This window comes from Marinococcus luteus (assembly GCF_900106595.1).
Classification (GTDB): domain Bacteria; phylum Bacillota; class Bacilli; order Bacillales; family Marinococcaceae; genus Marinococcus; species Marinococcus luteus.
In genome coordinates this window covers 672,849-691,269 of record NZ_FNNC01000001.1, presented here as the reverse complement: position 1 = coordinate 691,269, position 18,421 = coordinate 672,849, and the positions used below count along the sequence as shown (strand labels likewise).

General features: G+C 50.2%; 20 protein-coding genes and 1 riboswitch. Of the genes, 17 read left to right on the top strand and 3 right to left on the bottom strand.

Going from position 1 to position 18,421, the window contains the following annotated elements; all coding sequences use genetic code 11:
- Positions 1 to 93 precede the first annotated feature (93 nt).
- Entirely contained in the window at positions 94 to 342 is a 249-nt protein-coding gene (locus tag BLV22_RS03375; RefSeq protein WP_022792296.1) for a ferredoxin, read from the bottom strand.
- Positions 343 to 514: 172 nt separating this feature from the next.
- On the opposite strand from BLV22_RS03375, the gene BLV22_RS03370 reads away from it, so the two are divergent.
- From BLV22_RS03370 to BLV22_RS03360, 3 genes are read left to right on the top strand one after another with little or no spacing between them, the layout of a single operon-like run.
- The gene (locus tag BLV22_RS03370) at positions 515 to 1,570 is read left to right on the top strand and encodes a YpbB family protein (RefSeq protein ID WP_176967632.1); all 1,056 of its coding nucleotides are present in this window, start codon (positions 515 to 517) and stop codon (positions 1,568 to 1,570) included.
- The gene (locus tag BLV22_RS03365; protein WP_143030950.1) at positions 1,542 to 3,035 is read left to right on the top strand and encodes a RecQ family ATP-dependent DNA helicase; all 1,494 of its coding nucleotides are present in this window, start codon (positions 1,542 to 1,544) and stop codon (positions 3,033 to 3,035) included. Before BLV22_RS03370 ends, BLV22_RS03365 begins: the two co-directional genes overlap by 29 nt.
- On the top strand, positions 3,028 to 3,318 hold the full coding sequence (locus BLV22_RS03360; protein WP_091611267.1) for a hypothetical protein: 291 nt from the start codon (positions 3,028 to 3,030) through the stop codon (positions 3,316 to 3,318). The genes BLV22_RS03365 and BLV22_RS03360 overlap by 8 nt, the downstream gene beginning before the upstream one ends.
- Here the strand turns inward: BLV22_RS03360 and BLV22_RS14965 are convergent.
- Positions 3,299 to 3,451 carry a hypothetical protein gene (locus BLV22_RS14965; protein WP_176967631.1) on the bottom strand — a complete coding sequence of 51 codons (153 nt, stop codon included), beginning with the start codon at positions 3,449 to 3,451 and terminating at the stop codon, positions 3,299 to 3,301. The genes BLV22_RS03360 and BLV22_RS14965 overlap by 20 nt on opposite strands.
- A 184-nt stretch (positions 3,452 to 3,635) precedes the next feature.
- Here BLV22_RS14965 and BLV22_RS03350 point away from each other — a divergent pair, with 184 nt between their 5' ends.
- Together BLV22_RS03350 and BLV22_RS03345 are read left to right on the top strand one after the other, a co-directional pair.
- Positions 3,636 to 4,400, top strand: a complete 765-nt coding sequence (locus BLV22_RS03350) for a metallophosphoesterase (protein ID WP_091611262.1) — start codon at positions 3,636 to 3,638, stop codon at positions 4,398 to 4,400.
- A gap of 12 nt (positions 4,401 to 4,412) precedes the next feature.
- A complete protein-coding gene (locus BLV22_RS03345) occupies positions 4,413 to 5,402 on the top strand; it encodes a YpdA family putative bacillithiol disulfide reductase (RefSeq protein WP_091611259.1) in 990 nt (329 codons plus the stop codon).
- A 30-nt stretch (positions 5,403 to 5,432) separates the two neighbouring features.
- Here BLV22_RS03345 and BLV22_RS03340 read toward each other — a convergent pair whose 3' ends face one another.
- The gene (locus BLV22_RS03340; protein WP_091611256.1) at positions 5,433 to 6,407 is read right to left on the bottom strand and encodes an asparaginase; all 975 of its coding nucleotides are present in this window, start codon (positions 6,405 to 6,407) and stop codon (positions 5,433 to 5,435) included.
- Between the two features lie 103 nt (positions 6,408 to 6,510).
- Between BLV22_RS03340 and prsW the strand changes: the two genes are divergently transcribed.
- The 12 genes from prsW (at position 6,511) to folE (ending at position 18,351) form a co-directional block, all read left to right on the top strand.
- Positions 6,511 to 7,158 (top strand): glutamic-type intramembrane protease PrsW, encoded by a 648-nt coding sequence (gene prsW, locus BLV22_RS03335; protein ID WP_091611253.1) that lies wholly within the window; start codon positions 6,511 to 6,513, stop codon positions 7,156 to 7,158.
- A gap of 23 nt (positions 7,159 to 7,181) precedes the next feature.
- On the top strand, positions 7,182 to 7,346 hold the full coding sequence (locus BLV22_RS14960) for a hypothetical protein (RefSeq protein ID WP_176967630.1): 165 nt from the start codon (positions 7,182 to 7,184) through the stop codon (positions 7,344 to 7,346).
- Positions 7,347 to 7,404: 58 nt separating this feature from the next.
- A riboswitch (SAM riboswitch) is annotated at positions 7,405 to 7,511 on the top strand.
- Positions 7,512 to 7,603: 92 nt separating this feature from the next.
- The gene (locus BLV22_RS03330) at positions 7,604 to 8,707 is read left to right on the top strand and encodes a methionine biosynthesis PLP-dependent protein (protein ID WP_091611250.1); all 1,104 of its coding nucleotides are present in this window, start codon (positions 7,604 to 7,606) and stop codon (positions 8,705 to 8,707) included.
- Between the two features lie 26 nt (positions 8,708 to 8,733).
- Positions 8,734 to 10,575, top strand: coding sequence for a bifunctional homocysteine S-methyltransferase/methylenetetrahydrofolate reductase (locus tag BLV22_RS03325; protein ID WP_091611247.1), 1,842 nt, complete (start codon positions 8,734 to 8,736; stop codon positions 10,573 to 10,575).
- A 327-nt stretch (positions 10,576 to 10,902) separates the two neighbouring features.
- On the top strand, positions 10,903 to 11,589 hold the full coding sequence (gene cmk / locus BLV22_RS03320; RefSeq protein ID WP_091611245.1) for a (d)CMP kinase: 687 nt from the start codon (positions 10,903 to 10,905) through the stop codon (positions 11,587 to 11,589).
- Complete coding sequence (locus BLV22_RS03315; protein WP_091611242.1) at positions 11,579 to 12,184, top strand: lysophospholipid acyltransferase family protein; 606 nt, start codon at positions 11,579 to 11,581, stop codon at positions 12,182 to 12,184. Before cmk ends, BLV22_RS03315 begins: the two co-directional genes overlap by 11 nt.
- Positions 12,185 to 12,247: 63 nt before the next feature.
- Entirely contained in the window at positions 12,248 to 13,402 is a 1,155-nt protein-coding gene (gene rpsA, locus BLV22_RS03310) for a 30S ribosomal protein S1 (protein WP_091611240.1), read from the top strand.
- Positions 13,403 to 13,414: 12 nt separating this feature from the next.
- Entirely contained in the window at positions 13,415 to 14,470 is a 1,056-nt protein-coding gene (gene fni, locus BLV22_RS03305; RefSeq protein ID WP_091611237.1) for a type 2 isopentenyl-diphosphate Delta-isomerase, read from the top strand.
- Between the two features lie 144 nt (positions 14,471 to 14,614).
- Positions 14,615 to 15,928, top strand: coding sequence for a ribosome biogenesis GTPase Der (gene der / locus BLV22_RS03300; RefSeq protein WP_091611234.1), 1,314 nt, complete (start codon positions 14,615 to 14,617; stop codon positions 15,926 to 15,928).
- A 33-nt stretch (positions 15,929 to 15,961) separates the two neighbouring features.
- The gene (gene plsY / locus BLV22_RS03295) at positions 15,962 to 16,618 is read left to right on the top strand and encodes a glycerol-3-phosphate 1-O-acyltransferase PlsY (RefSeq protein WP_091611232.1); all 657 of its coding nucleotides are present in this window, start codon (positions 15,962 to 15,964) and stop codon (positions 16,616 to 16,618) included.
- Between the two features lie 14 nt (positions 16,619 to 16,632).
- Positions 16,633 to 17,670: an NAD(P)H-dependent glycerol-3-phosphate dehydrogenase gene (locus BLV22_RS03290; RefSeq protein ID WP_091611229.1), complete on the top strand. Its 1,038-nt coding sequence runs from the start codon at positions 16,633 to 16,635 to the stop codon at positions 17,668 to 17,670.
- Positions 17,671 to 17,784: 114 nt separating this feature from the next.
- Positions 17,785 to 18,351, top strand: a complete 567-nt coding sequence (gene folE, locus BLV22_RS03285; RefSeq protein WP_091611226.1) for a GTP cyclohydrolase I FolE — start codon at positions 17,785 to 17,787, stop codon at positions 18,349 to 18,351.
- The last annotated feature ends 70 nt before the right edge of the window (positions 18,352 to 18,421 follow it).

Below are 18,421 nucleotides of genomic sequence, written 5' to 3'. Positions count from 1 at the left end.
AACATCTTCTGCATTATAGCAGGAATGAAACCCGGAAGAAAGGCAGGGAACAGAATCTGTAAAAAAACCCCCAGCGGCCTGGGGGCACGGTACTTATTCGAATTTAAACGGGTCACCGCCGAACGGTTCCTCCGCGACTTTGATGGAATCGGTCGGGCAGCCTTCAAAAGCGTCGATCATATCTTCCTCAAGGTCGTCCGGAATGCTTTCTGTGCCCTGGTTGTCATCGACGATGTTTTCGGCCAGGCCTTCCTCATCGTAATCGAAAATATCGGGAGCTGCTGCTCCGCAGGCACCGCAGGCGATACATGTATCTTTATCAACAATGGTGTATTTCGCCATCTGTGTCCCTCCATGTAATCAAATATCTATAAACTCATGCGCTTGAGCGATGAGCGCCGTAAGGTCTATTCCATATTGTATTTCTTCATGATAAACTTTTCAACAGATATGAAATGCCCCACACAGCCTAACTTGTGGCATTTTGATGAACGAACAGAAAGGAAGAGGCGTATTGCTGTTTCAAGAGGCGATGATCCTGATAGCATTAAAAAGGCTCCGCGGAGAGCGTACAGACGCATCTGCCTATCACCTTTTGTCCGGAAAGCGATCCTCACAGACGATCACAGATGCCAAGTGGTTTCAATCGAAGGACCTGTTCGGTGCCCTTCCTGCGCTCGATAAGCCGCAGTTTGAAAGCATTACCTCCTCTTTTTATCAACGCGGCTGGCTGGAGGCCGGAGGAGTGCCGGGTGCAGAAGCTTCCGCTGCCATCGAGCCGCGGGAGAAGATAGTGGAAGAAGCAGGGTTTGATGGATGGACGTACCGCGACACGGGACGGCAGTTTTGGAGAAGGATTGCTCTGTTGATTCAGACGCTCTCCCACCTGTATCAGCAGAAAAAACAGTTTGTTCCTATTATTCAGGACGTGGCAGCACAGCAGTGGGTAAAACGAAAGCTCGGGGCCTGGGGCCCGGAAAAATATACGGTCATGACCAGGTTATATGAAGAAATGACGGACTGTTTGCATGAACTGAAAGAGGTGCAGGCATTTATATTTGCATACAGGCTGACGGGGGCGGAAACTCTGGGGAAAACGACAGAGCAGATAGCGCGCCTCCAGGGTATGGAAAAGGCCGAAATTGAGTACTTGTTTCAGGGGACGGTGCACGCTTTAATAAAAAAAGCGGAAACCCATCCGGGCACGGTTCTTCATGAATGCCTGGATGCCGGAGGAAATCCCCAGCTTACCGTCACAGCTGAAAAGACGCTTGATTTCATAAACAAAGGACTGTCGCTCGAAGGAATAGCACATGCCCGCCGGTTAAAGGAAAGTACCATTGAAGACCATTTTGTGGAAATCGCCGGTGAGATCGAAGGATTTTCCATTGACGATCTGGTGCCGCCAGAACAGCAGGAAGCAATACGCCGGACAGCTGCCTCTCTTGATACATTTAAACTGAAAGCGCTGAAAGAACAGCTGGACAGTGATGTGACATATTTTGCGATCCGGCTTGCATTGGCAAAAGGAGGGGAGAAAGGTGAGCGGAAAAACAGAAGCGCTGAATAAATACTTTGGCTTTCCTTCTCTGCATGAGTACCAGGAGCCAATCGTGGATGCACTGCTTGCAGACACGGACACCCTGACCGTGCTTCCGACTGGAAGCGGCAAGTCCATCTGTTTTCAGCTGCCCGCTTTAATGAAGAGCGGCCTGACGATTATCGTTTCCCCGCTGCTGTCATTAATGGATAATCAGCTCCAGGAGCTGCGGGCAAGACATATTAAAACAGCTGCCGCCTATAACAGCTTTATGAGCCCGGAGGAAAAATCCCGGGTGCTCAGCCGGCTTTCTTCGTTAAAGCTTTTGTATATTTCTCCGGAAGCTCTCTCGCTGCCGTTTATCGTAGAGCGGCTGAAGACGGTAAAAGTGTCGATGATGGTAGTGGATGAAGCCCACTGTATTTCCCAGTGGGGGCACGAGTTCCGGACGGATTATCTGAAAATCGGGCCGGTGCGGCAGGCGCTGGGACGTCCCTGTATGGCAGCTTTTACAGCAACGGCAACCCCGGAAGTGCAGCTTGACATTAAAAAACAGCTGCAGATGGAAGCGCCGGCGGAGTACATTCATTCGGTGGATCGTGCGAATATCGCTCTGTTTGTTCAACGGTGCACGAGCGAACGGGAAAAGAAAAAAGAAATGATCCAGCTCGTCCAGAAGGCCCCGGGCCCCGGCCTGGTTTACGTATCGAGCCGGAAAAGATGCGAAGAGCTTAAAGCGCTGCTCCAGGAAGAAACATCCCACCGGGTGGAGGCTTACCACGGCGGGCTTGAAAATGAGGCCAGATTAATGATCCAGCAGCAGTTTTTACACGGTGACCTGGACGTCGTAGTATGCACAAATTCCTTTGGCATGGGGCTGAATAAAGCCGACGTCGAATTTGTTCTTCATTATCATTTTCCAAAAGATGCAGAATCGTATATTCAGGAAATCGGGAGAGCGGGAAGGGACGGAAGACAGGCATGGGCGGCGGTGCTTTACATGGAGGAAGACATCATTATTCCGCAGATGCTGATGGAAGCGGAGCTTCCACCTGTGAATGAACTCGGATCCGCATTGGAAACGGCATCCGGAAGCAGGCGGGGAGAAATAACAGATGACCTGATAAACAGTATGGGATGGACAGAAACTGCTGCTCGTTTCCTTGCGTACTATCTTGAAAAATATCCGGAGAAACCAGGGGCAGAGCTTCGTGAAGAACTGGAAAAGCAGGTGCAGCAGCGCTGGTTTGAAAAGCAGAAAAAGCTGAAGGTTATGATACAATGGTTAGAAAATAGCGAAGCCTGCCGGAGACGTTTATTACTGCAGGTTTTTGGGGAAGCATTAAGGAAACGTCCCGAACCCTGCTGCGATATGTGCGGGCACAGGCTTCCTTTTCGTGAGCATCAGGGAGCAGAGAAAGAAAAAGAAACAGCCCCGTGGGAAACACGACTGCAGGAGCTGTTTTTCGGAAGGGAGAGAGCGAAGCATGAATAAAACACGTATGGAAAGGCGAAACGCCGGTGCGGAGGAAAATGCAGAGCATCCGGACACAGACCGGAGCCGCCTTGGCCGCCGCCGGGGCAGTGCAGGCGGGGAGGTTTCGGGTGAAGAGGAGCACGGAGAGACTTTGAGGCGTTCACGCTACTCCGGAAAAGATGAAGAGCCGGAGGAAGAAGAGAGCCCAATGCTGACTCTTCCCCATACGCTGTTGGCTGCGTTTATATTTATTGTCATCACCGCCTTGGCATCCCCGTTCATCATAAGTATGTTTCAGTAGAAATGAAGGCGGCAGACGTTTCTGTCAGCGGTGAAGATAAAAGAAGGCCGACAAAACAGGCAATTACGCCAACGATCATTAATACAAACGGCCAGGTGAGCGGTTTTTTTCTGAATAAAAAATATAAAAGCAAAAAAAAGCCTCCTCCAAATAAAGCGGCTCCTGCTAAAAAGACAATAAGATCCATCGTTTAAATACCTTCTTTCCGGTCAATTTTTCCCTTACATAAGTATAGCGGAGATAAACGGTATACGTATACTCGTTTTTAAATTGTCCGGAAACGTTCAAATTTTATAAAGGAAAAGAGGGGTTCCATCATGAAAAAATGGCTGCTGGCTCCTCTTCTTTTTTCTGTGCTGTATGCCGGCAGAGTCCTGCAGGAAACATGGCAGAATAAAGTGAGAACTCATGAGCTTGAATACAAAAACCTGCCGCCGGAGGTGGAGGGCTGCTCCATTTTTTTCATTACCGACATTCATCGCCGGCGGGTGTCGCCTGCATTATTCCGGCAGTTCGAACAGGAGCCTGACCTGATTATTATTGGCGGCGACCTGGCCGAGCTGGGGGTGCCGGCTGAACGCATCAGACAGAACCTCCGCCTGCTCCGCAGCCATGCACGGGTCGTGTTTGTATGGGGTAACCATGACCTGCAGGTGGGCCGCAGATGGCTGAGGCCGCTTCTGCATCAGGAGGGGATCGAAATTCTCGAAAAAAACGTCTGCACGTTAAACGAAAGTGATTTTACGATCGCTTCCTTTGGAGAAGAACGCTTTTACGAATCCTACCGTAACCCGGCACATGTGCCGGATGCAGACCTGCTAATCGCCCACAATCCGGAAGCGTATTACCGGTACGGCCCTTTTTCAGAACGTGCGGCCTATATGCTTACCGGACATACCCACGGCGGTCAGATCCGGCTGTTCGGCTGGGGACCGAAATTAAAGGGCGGGTGGTATGATGAAAAGCACCAGGATTTGTTTATCAGCAACGGCTACGGCACGACCAGCATACCGATGCGCCACGGCGCCCCGGCGGAAACGCACGTGTTTGTGCTGACAAGCAGTCATTCTGACAGTGAATAAAGGAGTATGAATATGAATGAACAAGTAATTATTATCGGGGGCGGTCCCTGCGGTCTGGCGGCAGCTATCGCTTTAAAGCGCCGGGGAATTGATGCAGCCATTATCGAAAAGAAAAATATCGTCCACAGCATTTATGAGTACCCCGTGCACCAGACGTTTTTCAGCTCTGCGGATAAACTCGAAATCGGCGGCCACCCTTTCCCTGTTGTCGACCGGAAGCCCCGGCGCCAGGAGGCTTTAGTTTATTACCGCAAAGTAGCGGAAGCGGAAAAGCTGCGTATTTATAACTATGAAGAAGTACAGACGATCCTGGAAGCGGAGGACGGTTATCTGGTTCAAACCGAAACGCTTCAGGGCGAGACCCGGGAGTGGAGAGCTCCTCACGTTATCATAGCCACCGGCTATTATGATAATCCCAACCATATGGGCGTGCCTGGAGAAAGCCTGCCGCACGTAAAGCATTACTTTGAAGAAGCCCATCCTCATTTTAATCAGCAGGTTGTTATTATCGGCGGAAGAAATTCAGCTGTGGACGCTGCTCTTGCGCTTGAGCAGGTGAACGCTCAGGTGACGGTTCTCTACCGGGGAGAGGAGTATTCCAAAAGCATTAAGCCATGGATCCTCCCTGATTTTCAGGCAATGGTCCGGCGCGGCGCAGCCCGTATGGAATTTGAAGCGGACGTAGTGCGTATTGATCCCGAGCGGGTCATTTATGAACAGGCGGGCGTCTCCCACTCCGTGCCGGCTGATTTTGTTTTCGCCATGACCGGCTATCATCCCTCGAGGGCTTTTTTCCGCCAGCTCGGTATTGCTGTTGATGAACAGTCGGGCCGTCCCTCCTTTGACGAAGAAACGATGGAAACAAACCGGGAAAACATTTACATTGCCGGTGTCATCGCCGCAGGGGATGAAGCAAATGAGATATTTATCGAAAACGGCCGCTTTCATGGAGAAAAAATAGCGGAAAATATAGCACGAAAAAAAGCCACTTCGTTTGGATAAACTGGTGGCTTTTTTGATATGTGCGGTATGCTATTCAATATTTTCAAAACAGTCGCGGATAGCTTCGAGCGGACGCTTTTCATCCAGGGCAGCGAGCAGTTTCAGGCGCGCTTTCTGGCCGTTCAGCCCGTTCGTAAAGATAACGCCCTTCTGCTTCAGCTGGTAGCCGCCCCCTTCATAGCTGTAGGTAGCCTGGACGACACCGCTGTGGCAGCGGGAGACAAGGACTACAGGAACCTGTTTGGCAATCGAACCCTCAAGCAGCGGCACGATGGTTGGAGGAATATTACCCTGGCCGAATGCTTCGATAATGATGCCGTCAAGGGGCTGGTCGAGCAGCGGGGAAAGCAGAGCAGCATCCATGCCGGCTGCCATTTTTAAAAGGAGCACCTTCTTATTCATATGGACCGGCGAAAAATGCTCGCGGCTTGCCGGGTAGTGATGGATGAATATTTCGTTGTTTGTCACAAAGCCGAGCGGACCGTATTGCGGACTCTGAAATGTGGCAATGTTGGATGAATGGGTTTTGGTCACGTTTTTTGCAGAATGGATCTCGTCATTTAAAACGACGAGGACGCCGATGCCCCGGGCTTTATCGCTTGCGGCAGTACGGACCGCGGCCAGGAAATTCTGCGGGCCGTCAGCGCTGATTTCATTGCTTGAACGCATGGCGCCCGTCACTACCACCGGCAGATCTTTGTCATGAAAAAGATCGAGCGCATAGGCGGTTTCTTCAAGGGTATCGGTGCCGTGCGTAATAACGACGCCGTCATATGTATCCTCGGAAAGCTTTTCAAGCATATGCTCATGCAAAGAAAGCATGTGCTCCGGAGTAATGTGAGGAGAGGGGAGATGCAGGAAATCGCTCGTAACAATTTCAGCAATTTGATTGGCAATGCGGCTCCAGTGGCTTAACGGGTTGTGAAGTCCCGGTTCCACGCCGCTTTCTTCCGTCTGGGTCATGGCGATCGTGCCGCCTGTGTGGATAACTAATATTTTTTTCATTTCAATTCCTCCTCGTCGGCTCGGCTGTGACTGGCGTTATTCTTTTACGAATTTGAACATAGCATGATACGATACGTTTAACAAGAGAGGGTGAGAACGAAAGGTGATCGCACTGATTATGGCGGCTCTGGCGCCGGCTGTTGCTTTACTGATATATTTCACATTAAAACGCCGGGCGGACGTAGAGCGAAGGCTGCCGGTCATCCGTGCGTTTGTCATAGGGGTGCTGATTGTATTCCCGGTGCTTGTGATCGAGCATGCGCTTGAAACGGAAGGGGTAAGCATGCCGCTTTTTGCGGCGCAGTATACCCAGGCCGCCGTACTTGAGGAAGGCATCAAGTTTTTTCTGTTGTATACATTTGTGCTTCGGTTTGCCCCAATTAAAAATACTTACGACGGCGTTATTTACGGGCTTTCCCTGTCGCTTGGCTTCGCTTCGCTTGAAAACATCCTGTACTTAATTGCAAACGGCATTGAAACGGCTTTCACCAGAGCTCTGCTGCCGGTAACGGTGCATGCGCTTCTGGGTGTGATTATGGGATACTATGCGGTATCAGCGAAGCGCGCCTCCCGTCATGGCAGGCGCCTCTTCTCTTTTTTTCTTGCTCTCGCTATTCCGCTTATCTTCCACGGGCTGTACGACTATATATTAAGTGCTTCTTTAGGTAATATTCTGTATTATCTTATCCCGTTCATGCTATTTTTGTGGTGGTTTGCGTTGTCGAAAGCAAATAAAGCCAATGCGAAATAACAACTCGAAAGGACGAAGCTATTATGTCAGAAGACCGCCGTTACCGCGTTGTTATCCGCTGTCCGAAATGCGGGGAAAAGTACATTCTTCGCGGCAGAAAGAATAAAGCCGGGGAAATGGAAACAGGTTTTCGCCGCTGCGTCTGCGGCAATGAAAACCAGCTGCATGTTGATATTGCGCCGGAATAAAAAGGTTACTTGCAATATCGATTCGTTTCATGTACTTTGGAAAGTAATCATATAACGTTTCTTATCAAGAGAGATGGAGGGATCGGCCCTTGGAAGTCTCAGCAACCAGCCGCAGGTGATGCGGTCAGGTGCTAACTCCTGCAAGCAGTGCTTGCGAGATGAGAAGAAGTATTGCATGCCAAGGTCTTCTTCTGTCTAAGGAAGAAGGCCTTTTCGTACATTTAATGCATTAATTTTACAGAAATGAGGGCTGTGACATGTCAAAGCAACTGCAGATAGAAACCATCCTGGCACAACTGGGGAATAATTCCGACCCGCGGACCGGAGCGATCAACCCTCCTGTTTATTTTTCCACAGCGTATAAACATACAGGCATTGGAGAGTCCACAGGTTACGACTATTCCCGTACGGCGAACCCAACGAGAGACCTGCTTGAAAACGGTATCGCCGCGCTTGAAGGAGGTAAACATGGGTTTGCCCTCAGCTCGGGGATGGCTGCGATCCAGACGCTGTTTGCGATATTTGAAACCGGTGATGAAGTGATTGCAACAAGCGATATTTACGGTGGTACGTACCGTCTGTTTGAAGAAGGATGGCGGCACTGGGGCGTGACGGTTACATACGGTGACCCGAGGGATCTCGAAGCCTTTGAACAGCTGATAACAGATAAAACGAAGGCGTTGTTTATTGAGACGCCGACGAACCCGCTGATGCAGGAAGCAGATTTAAAGGAGCTGTCGCTGCTCGCGAAAAAGCACGGGGCCTGGCTTATTGTAGACAATACGTTTTATACGCCAGTGCTTCAGCGCCCGATAGAAGAAGGGGCGGACATTGTGGTGCACTCGGCTTCGAAATATTTAGGCGGGCACAATGACTTGATTGCCGGGCTGATTGTATCCAATGTGGACGAGCTTTCTGAAAAAATTGGAGCGCTGCAAAACGGCATGGGAACAATTTTAAGCCCGTTTGATTCCTGGCTGCTGATGCGCGGGATGAAAACCTTAAAACTCCGCATGAAGCAGCATACAGAAAACGGCAAAGCCATCGCAGAGTATCTCAGCCGTCACGAGAAGGTAACAGATGTGCTTTACTCGGGCCGGGGCGGCATGCTTTCCTTCCGTCTTGAAAACGAAGAGTGGGTGGATTCATTTTTACGAAACATTAAAATCATCACATTTGCAGAGAGTCTGGGTGGGGTTGAAAGCTTTATTACGTATCCGGCAACGCAGACGCATGCAGACATGCCGGAAGCGGTACGGGTCCAAAACGGCGTTGATAACCGTCTTCTCCGCTTCAGCATCGGCATAGAGGATAAGGACGATTTAATTGAAGATCTCGAACAGGCGCTCAGAGCGCTGTAACTCATAAGTTGGAGAGGGGCAAGGCTATGAACGTACTCGAAAAACTCGATTCTTCGATTTTGATCGGCGATGGGGCAATGGGCACGTATCTTTACCAGAAAGGCTATAAGGGCTCGTTTGAAGCTATGAATTTAACGGACCCTGAGGCTGTGGAGCATGCTCACAGGGAATACGCAGAAGCCGGGGCGGATATTCTACAGACAAACACTTACGCGGCGAACCGGGTGAAGCTTGAAGGCTACGGCCTGGAGGATAAAGTACAGGACATTAACCGGGCCGGGGTGCAGCTGGCGGGAAATGCATCCGGCGGATCAGCGTATGTATTTGCCACAGTCGGAGGGATTAAAGGCGTCCAGGTGAGCGAATATTCGGATGACTTTTTAAGAAATGCGCTGGAGGAGCAGGTGGATGTCCTTCTGGCGGAACCGGTGGATGGCCTGCTGCTCGAAACGTTTTATGATCTGCCCGAGCTCCTGCAGATCATTCGCTACATTCGCAGTAAAGATGCAGAGATTCCAGTTATTGCCCAGGTGGCGCTTGGAGACGTCGGTGTCATGCACGGGGGAGTGCAGATCAGTGAAGCCTTCAGCCGGCTCGAGGATGCCGGAGCTTCAGTGGTCGGACTCAACTGCCGGATGGGTCCGTATCATATATTGAAATCACTTGAGCAGGCGGAATTAACCGATCGGGCTTATTATTCCGCCTATCCTAACGCCAGTCTGCCGAACTGGTATGACGGTCGTTACGTGTACCAGTCCAACCCCGAGTACTTTTATAAGCAGGCGTTCCGTTTTAAAGAACAGGGGATTCGTCTGATTGGGGGCTGCTGCGGCACGACGCCTGAGCATGTCCGCATGATAGCGGAAGCCGTTAAACACGACGTTCCGGAAAAGACGAAGCGACCGGTAAAGGTGGAGGCCCCGGCGGCTGAGGCTACAGCCGATAAGGAGGCGTTCGTGCCCCTTCATGAAAAAGTAAAAAACGAAAAAACGGTCATCGTGGAGCTTGACCCGCCGAAAAAGCTGAAAACAGGAAAATTTATACGCGGCTCCCAGGCACTTCATGACGCCGGGGCGGATGCAGTTACGCTTGCCGATAATTCCCTTGCTTCTCCCCGGATTGACAATCTCGCTATGGGAGCGATGCTCAGGCAGCAGACTTCTGCCAGGCCATTGCTGCATATCGCCTGCCGGGACCGGAATCTGATCGGCCTGCAGTCCCATCTGCTAGGGCTTCACACAATTGGTGTGCGGGACCTGCTGGCGATTACCGGCGACCCTTCGAAGGTTGGGGATTTTCCGGGGGCGAAGTCTGTATATGATGCCAACTCCGTATCGCTTATTTCCCTGATCCGGGAAATGAACGAAGGGCGGCTGTTTTCCGGGAAGTCCCTTGGACAAAAAACGAATTTCTCCATCGGGGGAGCGTTTAACCCGAACGTGCTTCATATCGACAAAGCAGTAAAAAGGCTGGAAAAGAAAGTGAATGCAGGTGCGCATTATTTTATGAGCCAGCCGGTGTATGACATTGAACGGATCAAGACGATTCATGAAGCGGTCAAGGAACTGGGTGCCCCCGTGTTTATCGGCATCATGCCCCTTGTGAGCGCCGGGAATGCAGAGTTTCTTCATAACGAAGTACCGGGCATTCAGTTAACCGGGGATACGCGGAAACGGATGGCGGCCTGCGGGAACGATTCCGAAGCAGCCAAACGGGAAGGCATCGCTATCGCAAAAGAACTGATTGATGAAACGCTTCGTTATTTTAACGGCATTTATTTAATCACGCCGTTTCTGCGTTATGAAATCACGGCCGAGCTGACAAAATATGTACGGGAGCAGGCCAGTGCCGGCGTAAAAGAAATTTAACAATTTTCCTTTTTATCCGATATAAATAGTAAAAAGAAGAGCGCCGGCCGAAACGGGCAAGCATGGAGTTTTTGGACCTAGCCGAAAAAGAGCGTCAGGCCCTGATCAGATACTGCTTTGAACGGCAGCGGTCCGCATCAAATCAGGAAAAACGAATAGGAAGCTAGTGCATTAGACCGCCGAAGCGGTCTTTTTCTTTTTTGTAAAGTGCCGGGAAATGAAAAGTTCGGCCGGTGCAATATATGCAAACGGGACGAAATATGTTAGTTTTGAAAATGATGAGCAAATGCTACATGTTCAACAATCTAATGGGCGGGGTGCAGGAGGATGAGGAAAATCAATATTGCGATCGACGGGCCGGCCGGTGCTGGAAAGAGCACTGTATCGAAAGGATGTGCCGTTCAGCTGGATTATACATACATCGATACAGGAGCAATGTACCGGGCGCTGTCGTTAAAGGCGCTGCGGACGGGTACACCCCTGGATGACGGCGGGAAAATGACGGAGCTGTTAAAAGCCGCCAGTATCCGTCTTGTCGGCAATCCGAAGGTGAGCGAAGTCTACCTCGACGGAGAAGACGTTTCTGAAGCTATCCGTACGAGCGAGGTGGACAGCGTCGTATCCCTGACCGCGGCCCACCTTGGTGTACGTGAGGAAATGGCCTTGAAGCAGCGCCGGCTTGCGGCGGAAAAAGGGGCGGTGCTCGATGGCCGGGATATCGGCACTACTATCCTTCCGGATGCAGAATTAAAAATATTCCTGGTTGCTTCTGCAGAAGAGCGTGCACTGCGAAGGTACAAGGAGGTGCAGGAGCGTGGCGCCCCGGCGGATTACGATGAAATTTATGAAGCAATCATTCACCGGGACGAGTTCGATAAAGCCAGGGAGCATTCGCCGTTAAAAAAAGCAGAGGATGCTGTGGAAATTGATACCACTGCTCTTACCGTCCCGGAAGTCATCAGCAGGATCACAGCGCTCGCAGAAGAGAAGGTGAATCAGTCCCATGATGTATAATATCGTAAAGTATTCTTCCTACTTTCTTGCGGTTATTTTTATGCGTGTCCGGGTGACCGGAAGAGAAAACGTGCCGAAGGAAGGTCCGGTTCTGATCTGTTCGAATCATATCAGCAACTTTGATCCGCCTCTGCTTGCCACTCATATTCGCAGAAAAGTGCACTTTATGGCTAAAAGCGAATTGTTTAACAAAAAAATTCTGGGTTTTATTATGTATTTTGTCGGAGCCTTTCCCGTCCGCAGAGGCGTGGTAGACCGAAAGTCATTAAAACAGGGAATTCAATTTTTAAACGAGGGACAGGTTTTATGTCTTTTTCCTGAGGGTACTAGGAGTAAAAGCGGGGAAATAGGAAAAGGATTAACTGGCGCCGGTTTTTTTGCTCTCCGTTCAGACGCAACAGTAGTTCCGGTTGCTATCAGCGGCCGCTACGGTCTGTTCAGGCGTGTGAATGTAGTGATAGGCCGGCCGGTGCCCATGCAGGACCTTCGGACAAATAAGGCGAAAGCTGAAGAAGCGACCGAAGTAATCATGGAAGAAATCAGAGCCGTTCATCAGCAGGCAAAGACAGGCACCAGCCGGCTGCAGTCCGGTTAATACTTCAAAATCCCCAAAAACCCCATAGACAGGATTTAAGGACACTGAAGGAGGCAATGGTCAATGGCAGATGAAATGAACAACGAACTTGAAGGTATGAAAGAGTTTAACGTGGGAGATATCATTACTGCCACAGTAACAAAGGTAGAGGAAAAACAGGCGTATGCGGATGCTGGCTATAAAGTAGATGCGGTTATTCCGATCAGCGAACTTTCAAGCCTGCATGTAGAAAAAGTAGACGATGTGCTCAAGGAAGGAGATCAGCTCGAATTCAAAGTAACAAAAATGGAAGATGATGAGCTGGTTCTCTCCCGCCGGGCAGCACTTGCTGATAAATCCTGGGGGGAGCTTCAGGAAAAGTATGAATCCGGCGATGTTATTGAAGCCCAGGTGGCTGAAATTGTTAAAGGCGGGCTTGTGGTCGATCTAGGCGTGCGTGGCTTTATCCCGGCTTCGCTCGTAGAAAGATATTATGTGGAAGATTTTTCAGATTATCAGGGAAAAACATTAAGACTAAAAATTGCAGAAATAGATCCGGAAGAAAACAAGCTGATTTTATCTCAGCGTGCCGTTCTGGACGAGGAGGCCGAAGTGAAGAAGAAAGAAGTACTTGAAAACTTGAATGTAGGAGATACGGTGAAAGGAACAGTTCAGCGCCTGACCAACTTTGGCGCATTTGTGGATGTCGGCGGTGTCGACGGTCTTGTCCACATTTCGCAGATGGCCCACCACCGTGTAGAATCACCAGGAGAAATCGTCAACGAAGGCGATGAGATCGAAGTGAAAATCTTAGCTGTTGATCCGGACAGCGAAAGAGTATCTCTGTCGATTAAAGATACCCTTCCTGGACCATGGACGACCATTGAAGGACAAATCGAAGCCGGAGATGTTATCGACGGTCAGGTGAAACGGCTGGTCAGCTTCGGCGCATTCGTTGAAGTGGCTCCTGGAGTGGAAGGTCTTGTCCACATTTCCCAAATCGCGAACCGTCACATCGGAACGCCGGGAGAGGTGCTTGAAGAAGGTCAGGCAGTTACAGCAAAAGTGCTTGATATTAACCCTGCGGAGCATCGTATTTCCTTAAGCATCAGAGAACTTGAAAATCCTGAAACCAGTGATTCGAAGGTTCAAAGCGAATACGAAGCACCGGAAGAAGATCACGCTGGCTTCTCCCTTGGAGATATGGTCGGCGATCAGTTGAAAAAATATAAAAAGTAAGGAGATTTGCTTGTGTCGCGGGCTAGGCGGAAACAGGATCACATTGAATATGCTTTATCCACAGGTTTTTCAGCCGAAAGCAGTTTAGATGACATTCAATTTGTCCATCAAAGTCTGCCTGACTCAGCTTCTCTTTATACAGATGCATCAGTAGAAATCGGCGGACTTTCGTTAAGTTCGCCGATTCTTATTAATGCAATGACGGGTGGAGGCGGCAGCGAAACAGCCGCTGTTAACGCGTCACTGGCAGAAGCTGCAGCAGCAACCGGCGTTGCTATGGCAGTCGGATCTCAAACATCGGCCATCAAAAATGAGCAGGAATCCTATACATACAAAGTCGTACGGGAAAAAAATCCTGACGGTGTTATTTTTGCCAATACAGGAAGTGAAGTAAGCGTCGAGCAGGCAGCTCAGGCGGTGGAAATGATTCAGGCTGATGCCCTTCAGATTCATTTAAATGTCATTCAGGAGCTTGTTATGCCTGAAGGTGACAGGGATTTTCAGGGGGCCCTGGACCGGATCGGACGTATTGCAAATGAGCTTTCTGTTCCGGTAATTGTAAAAGAAGTAGGGTTTGGCATTTCTTTTGAAACGGCAGCCAAGCTGCGCAGCTCCGGAGTAGCCGTTATTGACGCGGGCGGCAGCGGGGGCACAAATTTTTCCATGATTGAAAATAAAAGACGGGAGCGTCCGTTTGCTTTTTTCGATCAATGGGGGATCCCGACAGCAGCTGCCATCGCCGAAACCGTGCACGCCTGGCATCCTGGGAGTGTTATCGGTTCAGGAGGCGTAAGGCACGGCCTGGACGTCGCAAGGATTATTGCGCTTGGCGGCAGTGCCAGCGGAATGGCAGGCGCCGTCCTCCGGGAAGCGAAAGACAGCGGAGCGGAGGGCGCTGCTTCTTTTCTCCGGCAGGTGCAGGAGGAGCTGAAAACAGTAATGACAGCGGTCGGGGCTCAAAACATTAATGAGCTGCAAAGGGCTCCAATTGTTCTGCGCGGAGAAACAGCCCACTGGCTGAAAGAACGCGGCATTGATACGTCTGTATACAGCCGGCGTTCGATATAAATTAAGTAAAAGCAACCAGGCGCATTTTGCGTGCCTGGTTTTTTCCTTGTTTTACCCGCCGGATACAAATTTGGGGGAGAGGAACGGATCTGTTTCATGTTATGATAATGAAGATAGATTTAGAGACAGAAAGGAATCAAAATGATGGTAAAACCTACAGTCGCCATTGTCGGCAGGCCAAATGTCGGCAAATCAACAATATTCAACCGTATTATCGGAGAACGAATGGCTATCGTCGAAGACGAGCCGGGTATTACAAGAGACAGGCTTTACGGGGAAGGTGAATGGCTGCATCGCTTCTTTCACGTGATTGACACCGGAGGCATCGAACTGAATGATGAACCGCTGCTCACTCAAATTCGGGAGCAGGCTAAGCTTGCTATCGACGAGGCTGACGTCATTATTTTTATCGTGAACGGGCGGGACGGCATTACGGCTTCAGATGAAGAAGTCGCAGATATTCTGCTTCGATCCAAAAAACCGGTCATTACGGCCGTGAATAAAATAGACAACTATGAAATGCGGGAGCAGATGTATGAGTTCTACTCCCTTGGCCTGGGAGAAGTATTCCCGATTTCCGGCTCGCACGGCCTCGGCCTCGGTGATCTGCTTGATGAAGTGCTCGAACGGTTTCCCGTGGAGGATGAAGAAGAAAAGGACGATGATACGATTCATATGGCAGTCATCGGCCAGCCGAACGTGGGGAAATCCTCTCTCGTGAACGCAGTACTCGGAGAAGAACGCGTTATTGTGAGCGACATTCCCGGTACGACGAGGGATGCGGTGGACACAGAGTTCGAAAAAGACGGACAGAAATACAGCATCATTGATACGGCGGGTATGCGCCGGCGGGGGAAAGTGTATGAAAAAGCAGAAAAATACAGTGTTCTCCGGGCGATGCGTGCCATGGAACGGGCCGATGTAGCTGTCGTCATTCTGGACGGAGAAGCAGGTATCCGGGAGCAGGACAAAAAAGTAGCAGGCTACGCGCACGACTCCGGCCGGGCTATCGTTATTGTAGTTAACAAATGGGATGTGGTGGAAAAAGACGACAAAACGATGCACCGGTTCACCGAAGAAATCCGGGAGGAGTTCCAGTTCCTGGACTATGCACCGATCGTTTTCCTGTCTGCGAAGACGAAGCGGAGAATGCAGAACCTTCTGCCGGTAGTGCGGCAGGTGGCTGAAAATCATCACGTACGGGTGCCTACCAATGTGCTGAATGAAGTTATTATGGATGCGGTGATTATGAATCCGACCCCAACCCACAGTAACAAACGCCTGCGTATTAATTTTGCAACACAGGTGGCCTCAGGCCCTCCGGTTATTGTGTTATTTGTGAACGACCCGGAGCTTCTGCATTTTTCATATCGCAGGTATTTGGAAAACAAATGCCGCGAAGCTTTCTCGTTTGAAGGCACACCGCTTCGAATTGTGGCCAGAAAGAAAAACGAATAGCAGACGGAAATGGTTTGGTAAGGGGAGAGTGCAATGGGAGTAATTCTTGCAGTTGTGATTGGCTATCTAATCGGTTCAGTTAGTTTTAGTTATCTATTTGTACAGCATATAAAAAAGGTGGACGTCCGTTCTGTTGGAAGCGGCAATGCCGGCGCTACCAATACCCGCCGGATTCTCGGAACAAAATGGGCGGTGGTGGTACTGCTTTTGGACGTATTGAAAGGAATGGTGGCGGTCTGGCTCGGCTTCTTTTTCCAATGGACAGCCTCGGCCCTGCTGCCCGGGTTTTTGTCGTTAAGCCAGGTGGATGGCCTGGCTCCCGCTCTTGGCGGTCTTGCCGCTGTACTTGGGCATAACTGGCCGGTCTATTTTGGCTTCCGCGGAGGCAAAGGTGTGGCAACGGCCATCGGAGTTATCAGTGTACTCGTCTTTTTTCCGGCAATTTATGTCGGGATTATAGCGATTGCAGCGATTGCAGTTACCGGTTACGTGTCTCTTGGCTCTCTGTTGTTTGCTGTGTTAACCCCGGTGGCGGTTTTCTATACCCAGTCGACCAACGGACATCCAGAGACCTATTTGTATTTAACCGTTTTTCTCGGCCTTCTTTCGATATGGAAGCACCGTACAAATATCGTCCGCCTGCTGCGTGGCAATGAAAGTTCATTGTATAAAAAGAGCAGTGAAGGATAAAAGGAGTTAAAAACATGAAGAAACAGGCAGCTGTTATTGGAGCAGGGAGCTGGGGAACGGCCCTGGCTTCCGTGTTGGGACAAAATCAGCACACGGTGCGCCTTTGGTGCCGAAGAGAAGCACTGGCTGAAGAGATTAATACCACTCACAGAAATGAAGGCTATTTAAAAGGGATTGTACTGCCGGAAAATATAATGGCTACCACTGACATAAAGGAAGCAGCAGAAGAGGCTTCCTACATTGTTCTTGCGGTCCCGAGCGGAGCAGTCAGAAAAATCGCCCGGGACTTAATGCCGTATCTTCAGCAGGATACTATTATTGTACACGCGGCTAAAGGTATCGAGCCTGAATCGTTTTTAAGGGTGTCGCAAATTCTCGAAGAAGAGTGGGCGGGTCTGTCCTTTCAGGGAATGGCAGTGCTTTCAGGACCAAGCCACGCAGAAGAAGTGGCAGAGCAGCAGCCGACCACTGTCGCGGTGTCAGGCACGTCTGAGCAGGTCCAGACCCGTGTGCAGGAGCTGTTTATGAACCAGGCTTTCCGTGTATACACAAATGATGATTTTCTCGGTGTCGAGCTTGGCGGGGCACTGAAAAATATTATTGCCCTTGGTATCGGTCTTACGTCAGGACTTGGATACGGCGATAACGCAAAAGCTGCCTTAATGACAAGAGGGCTGGCGGAAATCACCCGGCTTGGTACCCATCTTGGCGCATCGCCGCTTACTTTTACCGGCCTTTCGGGTCTTGGGGATTTGATCGTTACATGCACAAGTGAACACAGCCGGAACTGGCGGGCTGGAAATCAAATCGGTTCAGGTAAAAGCCTCGAAGACGTTCTGGAGCAGATGGGGATGGTCGTTGAAGGTGTGCGCACAACTGAAGCTGTATACCACTGGTCCCGCTCTCTTGGAGTGGAGATGCCAATTACGGAAGGGTTGTACAAAGTACTCTTTGAACACGTGCCACCGGAAAAAATGGCGAAATCCCTGATGGAGCGCGGGAAGAAAAATGAAAAAGAGCACTCCATCATGCTGCTTGATGATAATAATTAATGCGCCGGTTACGTTTAAAGGCGCCCCTTTTGCTTTCTAATAGGGCTTGTGCTAAAATTTTTCAAGACAAACAGCAGCGGCTGAAGGCAGCAGAAGTTGATTGGAGGACTTACGGTGGCTAATTTCGATCATGAAAAAATAAAAGAAGGTGTCAGGCTGATTCTTGAGGGCGTTGGCGAAGATGCCGGCCGCGAAGGCCTGCTCGACACCCCGGATAGAGTAGCGCGTTTATACCAGGAGGTTTTTGCCGGGCTGCATGAATCAGCGAACGAGCATTTAAAAACCGTATTTGGGGAAGATCACGAGGAACTGGTTCTGGTAAAAGACATTCCGTTTTTTTCGATGTGCGAGCATCACTTAGTTCCTTTTTTCGGTAAGGCTCACGTAGCCTACATCCCGAAAGGCGGAATGGTGACAGGTCTCAGCAAGCTGGCCCGCACCGTAGAAACAATTGCCAAACGACCGCAGCTTCAGGAGCGTATCACCTATACTGTTGCAAACGAAATTGTTTCGACACTCGAACCTCACGGAGTGATGGTCGTTCTGGAAGCAGAACATATGTGTATGACGATGCGCGGTGTGAAAAAGCCGGGGTCTATGACGGTAACCTCTGCGGTGAGAGGAACATTTGAAGGAGATCAGGCGGCAAGGAGCGAAGTTCTGTCGCTTATTAAGCACTGATCACCAGCAGATAAAAAAGGGGCGCCTGCAGTGAGCAGGCGCTTTACCATGGGCAAAAACCGAAAACAGG

What these genes read in the sequence shown, in the direction of transcription:
- BLV22_RS03375 (WP_022792296.1), bottom strand. Translation starts at nt 342, where the DNA reads ATGGCGAAATACACCATTGTTGATAAAGATACATGTATCGCCTGCGGT.
- BLV22_RS03360 (WP_091611267.1), top strand. Translation starts at nt 3,028, where the DNA reads ATGAATAAAACACGTATGGAAAGGCGAAACGCCGGTGCGGAGGAAAAT.
- BLV22_RS03350 (WP_091611262.1), top strand. Translation starts at nt 3,636, where the DNA reads ATGAAAAAATGGCTGCTGGCTCCTCTTCTTTTTTCTGTGCTGTATGCC.
- BLV22_RS03345 (WP_091611259.1), top strand. Translation starts at nt 4,413, where the DNA reads ATGAATGAACAAGTAATTATTATCGGGGGCGGTCCCTGCGGTCTGGCG.
- BLV22_RS03340 (WP_091611256.1), bottom strand. Translation starts at nt 6,407, where the DNA reads ATGAAAAAAATATTAGTTATCCACACAGGCGGCACGATCGCCATGACC.
- BLV22_RS14960 (WP_176967630.1), top strand. Translation starts at nt 7,182, where the DNA reads ATGTCAGAAGACCGCCGTTACCGCGTTGTTATCCGCTGTCCGAAATGC.
- BLV22_RS03330 (WP_091611250.1), top strand. Translation starts at nt 7,604, where the DNA reads ATGTCAAAGCAACTGCAGATAGAAACCATCCTGGCACAACTGGGGAAT.
- BLV22_RS03325 (WP_091611247.1), top strand. Translation starts at nt 8,734, where the DNA reads ATGAACGTACTCGAAAAACTCGATTCTTCGATTTTGATCGGCGATGGG.
- cmk (WP_091611245.1), top strand. Translation starts at nt 10,903, where the DNA reads ATGAGGAAAATCAATATTGCGATCGACGGGCCGGCCGGTGCTGGAAAG.
- BLV22_RS03315 (WP_091611242.1), top strand. Translation starts at nt 11,579, where the DNA reads ATGATGTATAATATCGTAAAGTATTCTTCCTACTTTCTTGCGGTTATT.
- rpsA (WP_091611240.1), top strand. Translation starts at nt 12,248, where the DNA reads ATGGCAGATGAAATGAACAACGAACTTGAAGGTATGAAAGAGTTTAAC.
- der (WP_091611234.1), top strand. Translation starts at nt 14,615, where the DNA reads ATGGTAAAACCTACAGTCGCCATTGTCGGCAGGCCAAATGTCGGCAAA.
- plsY (WP_091611232.1), top strand. Translation starts at nt 15,962, where the DNA reads ATGGGAGTAATTCTTGCAGTTGTGATTGGCTATCTAATCGGTTCAGTT.
- BLV22_RS03290 (WP_091611229.1), top strand. Translation starts at nt 16,633, where the DNA reads ATGAAGAAACAGGCAGCTGTTATTGGAGCAGGGAGCTGGGGAACGGCC.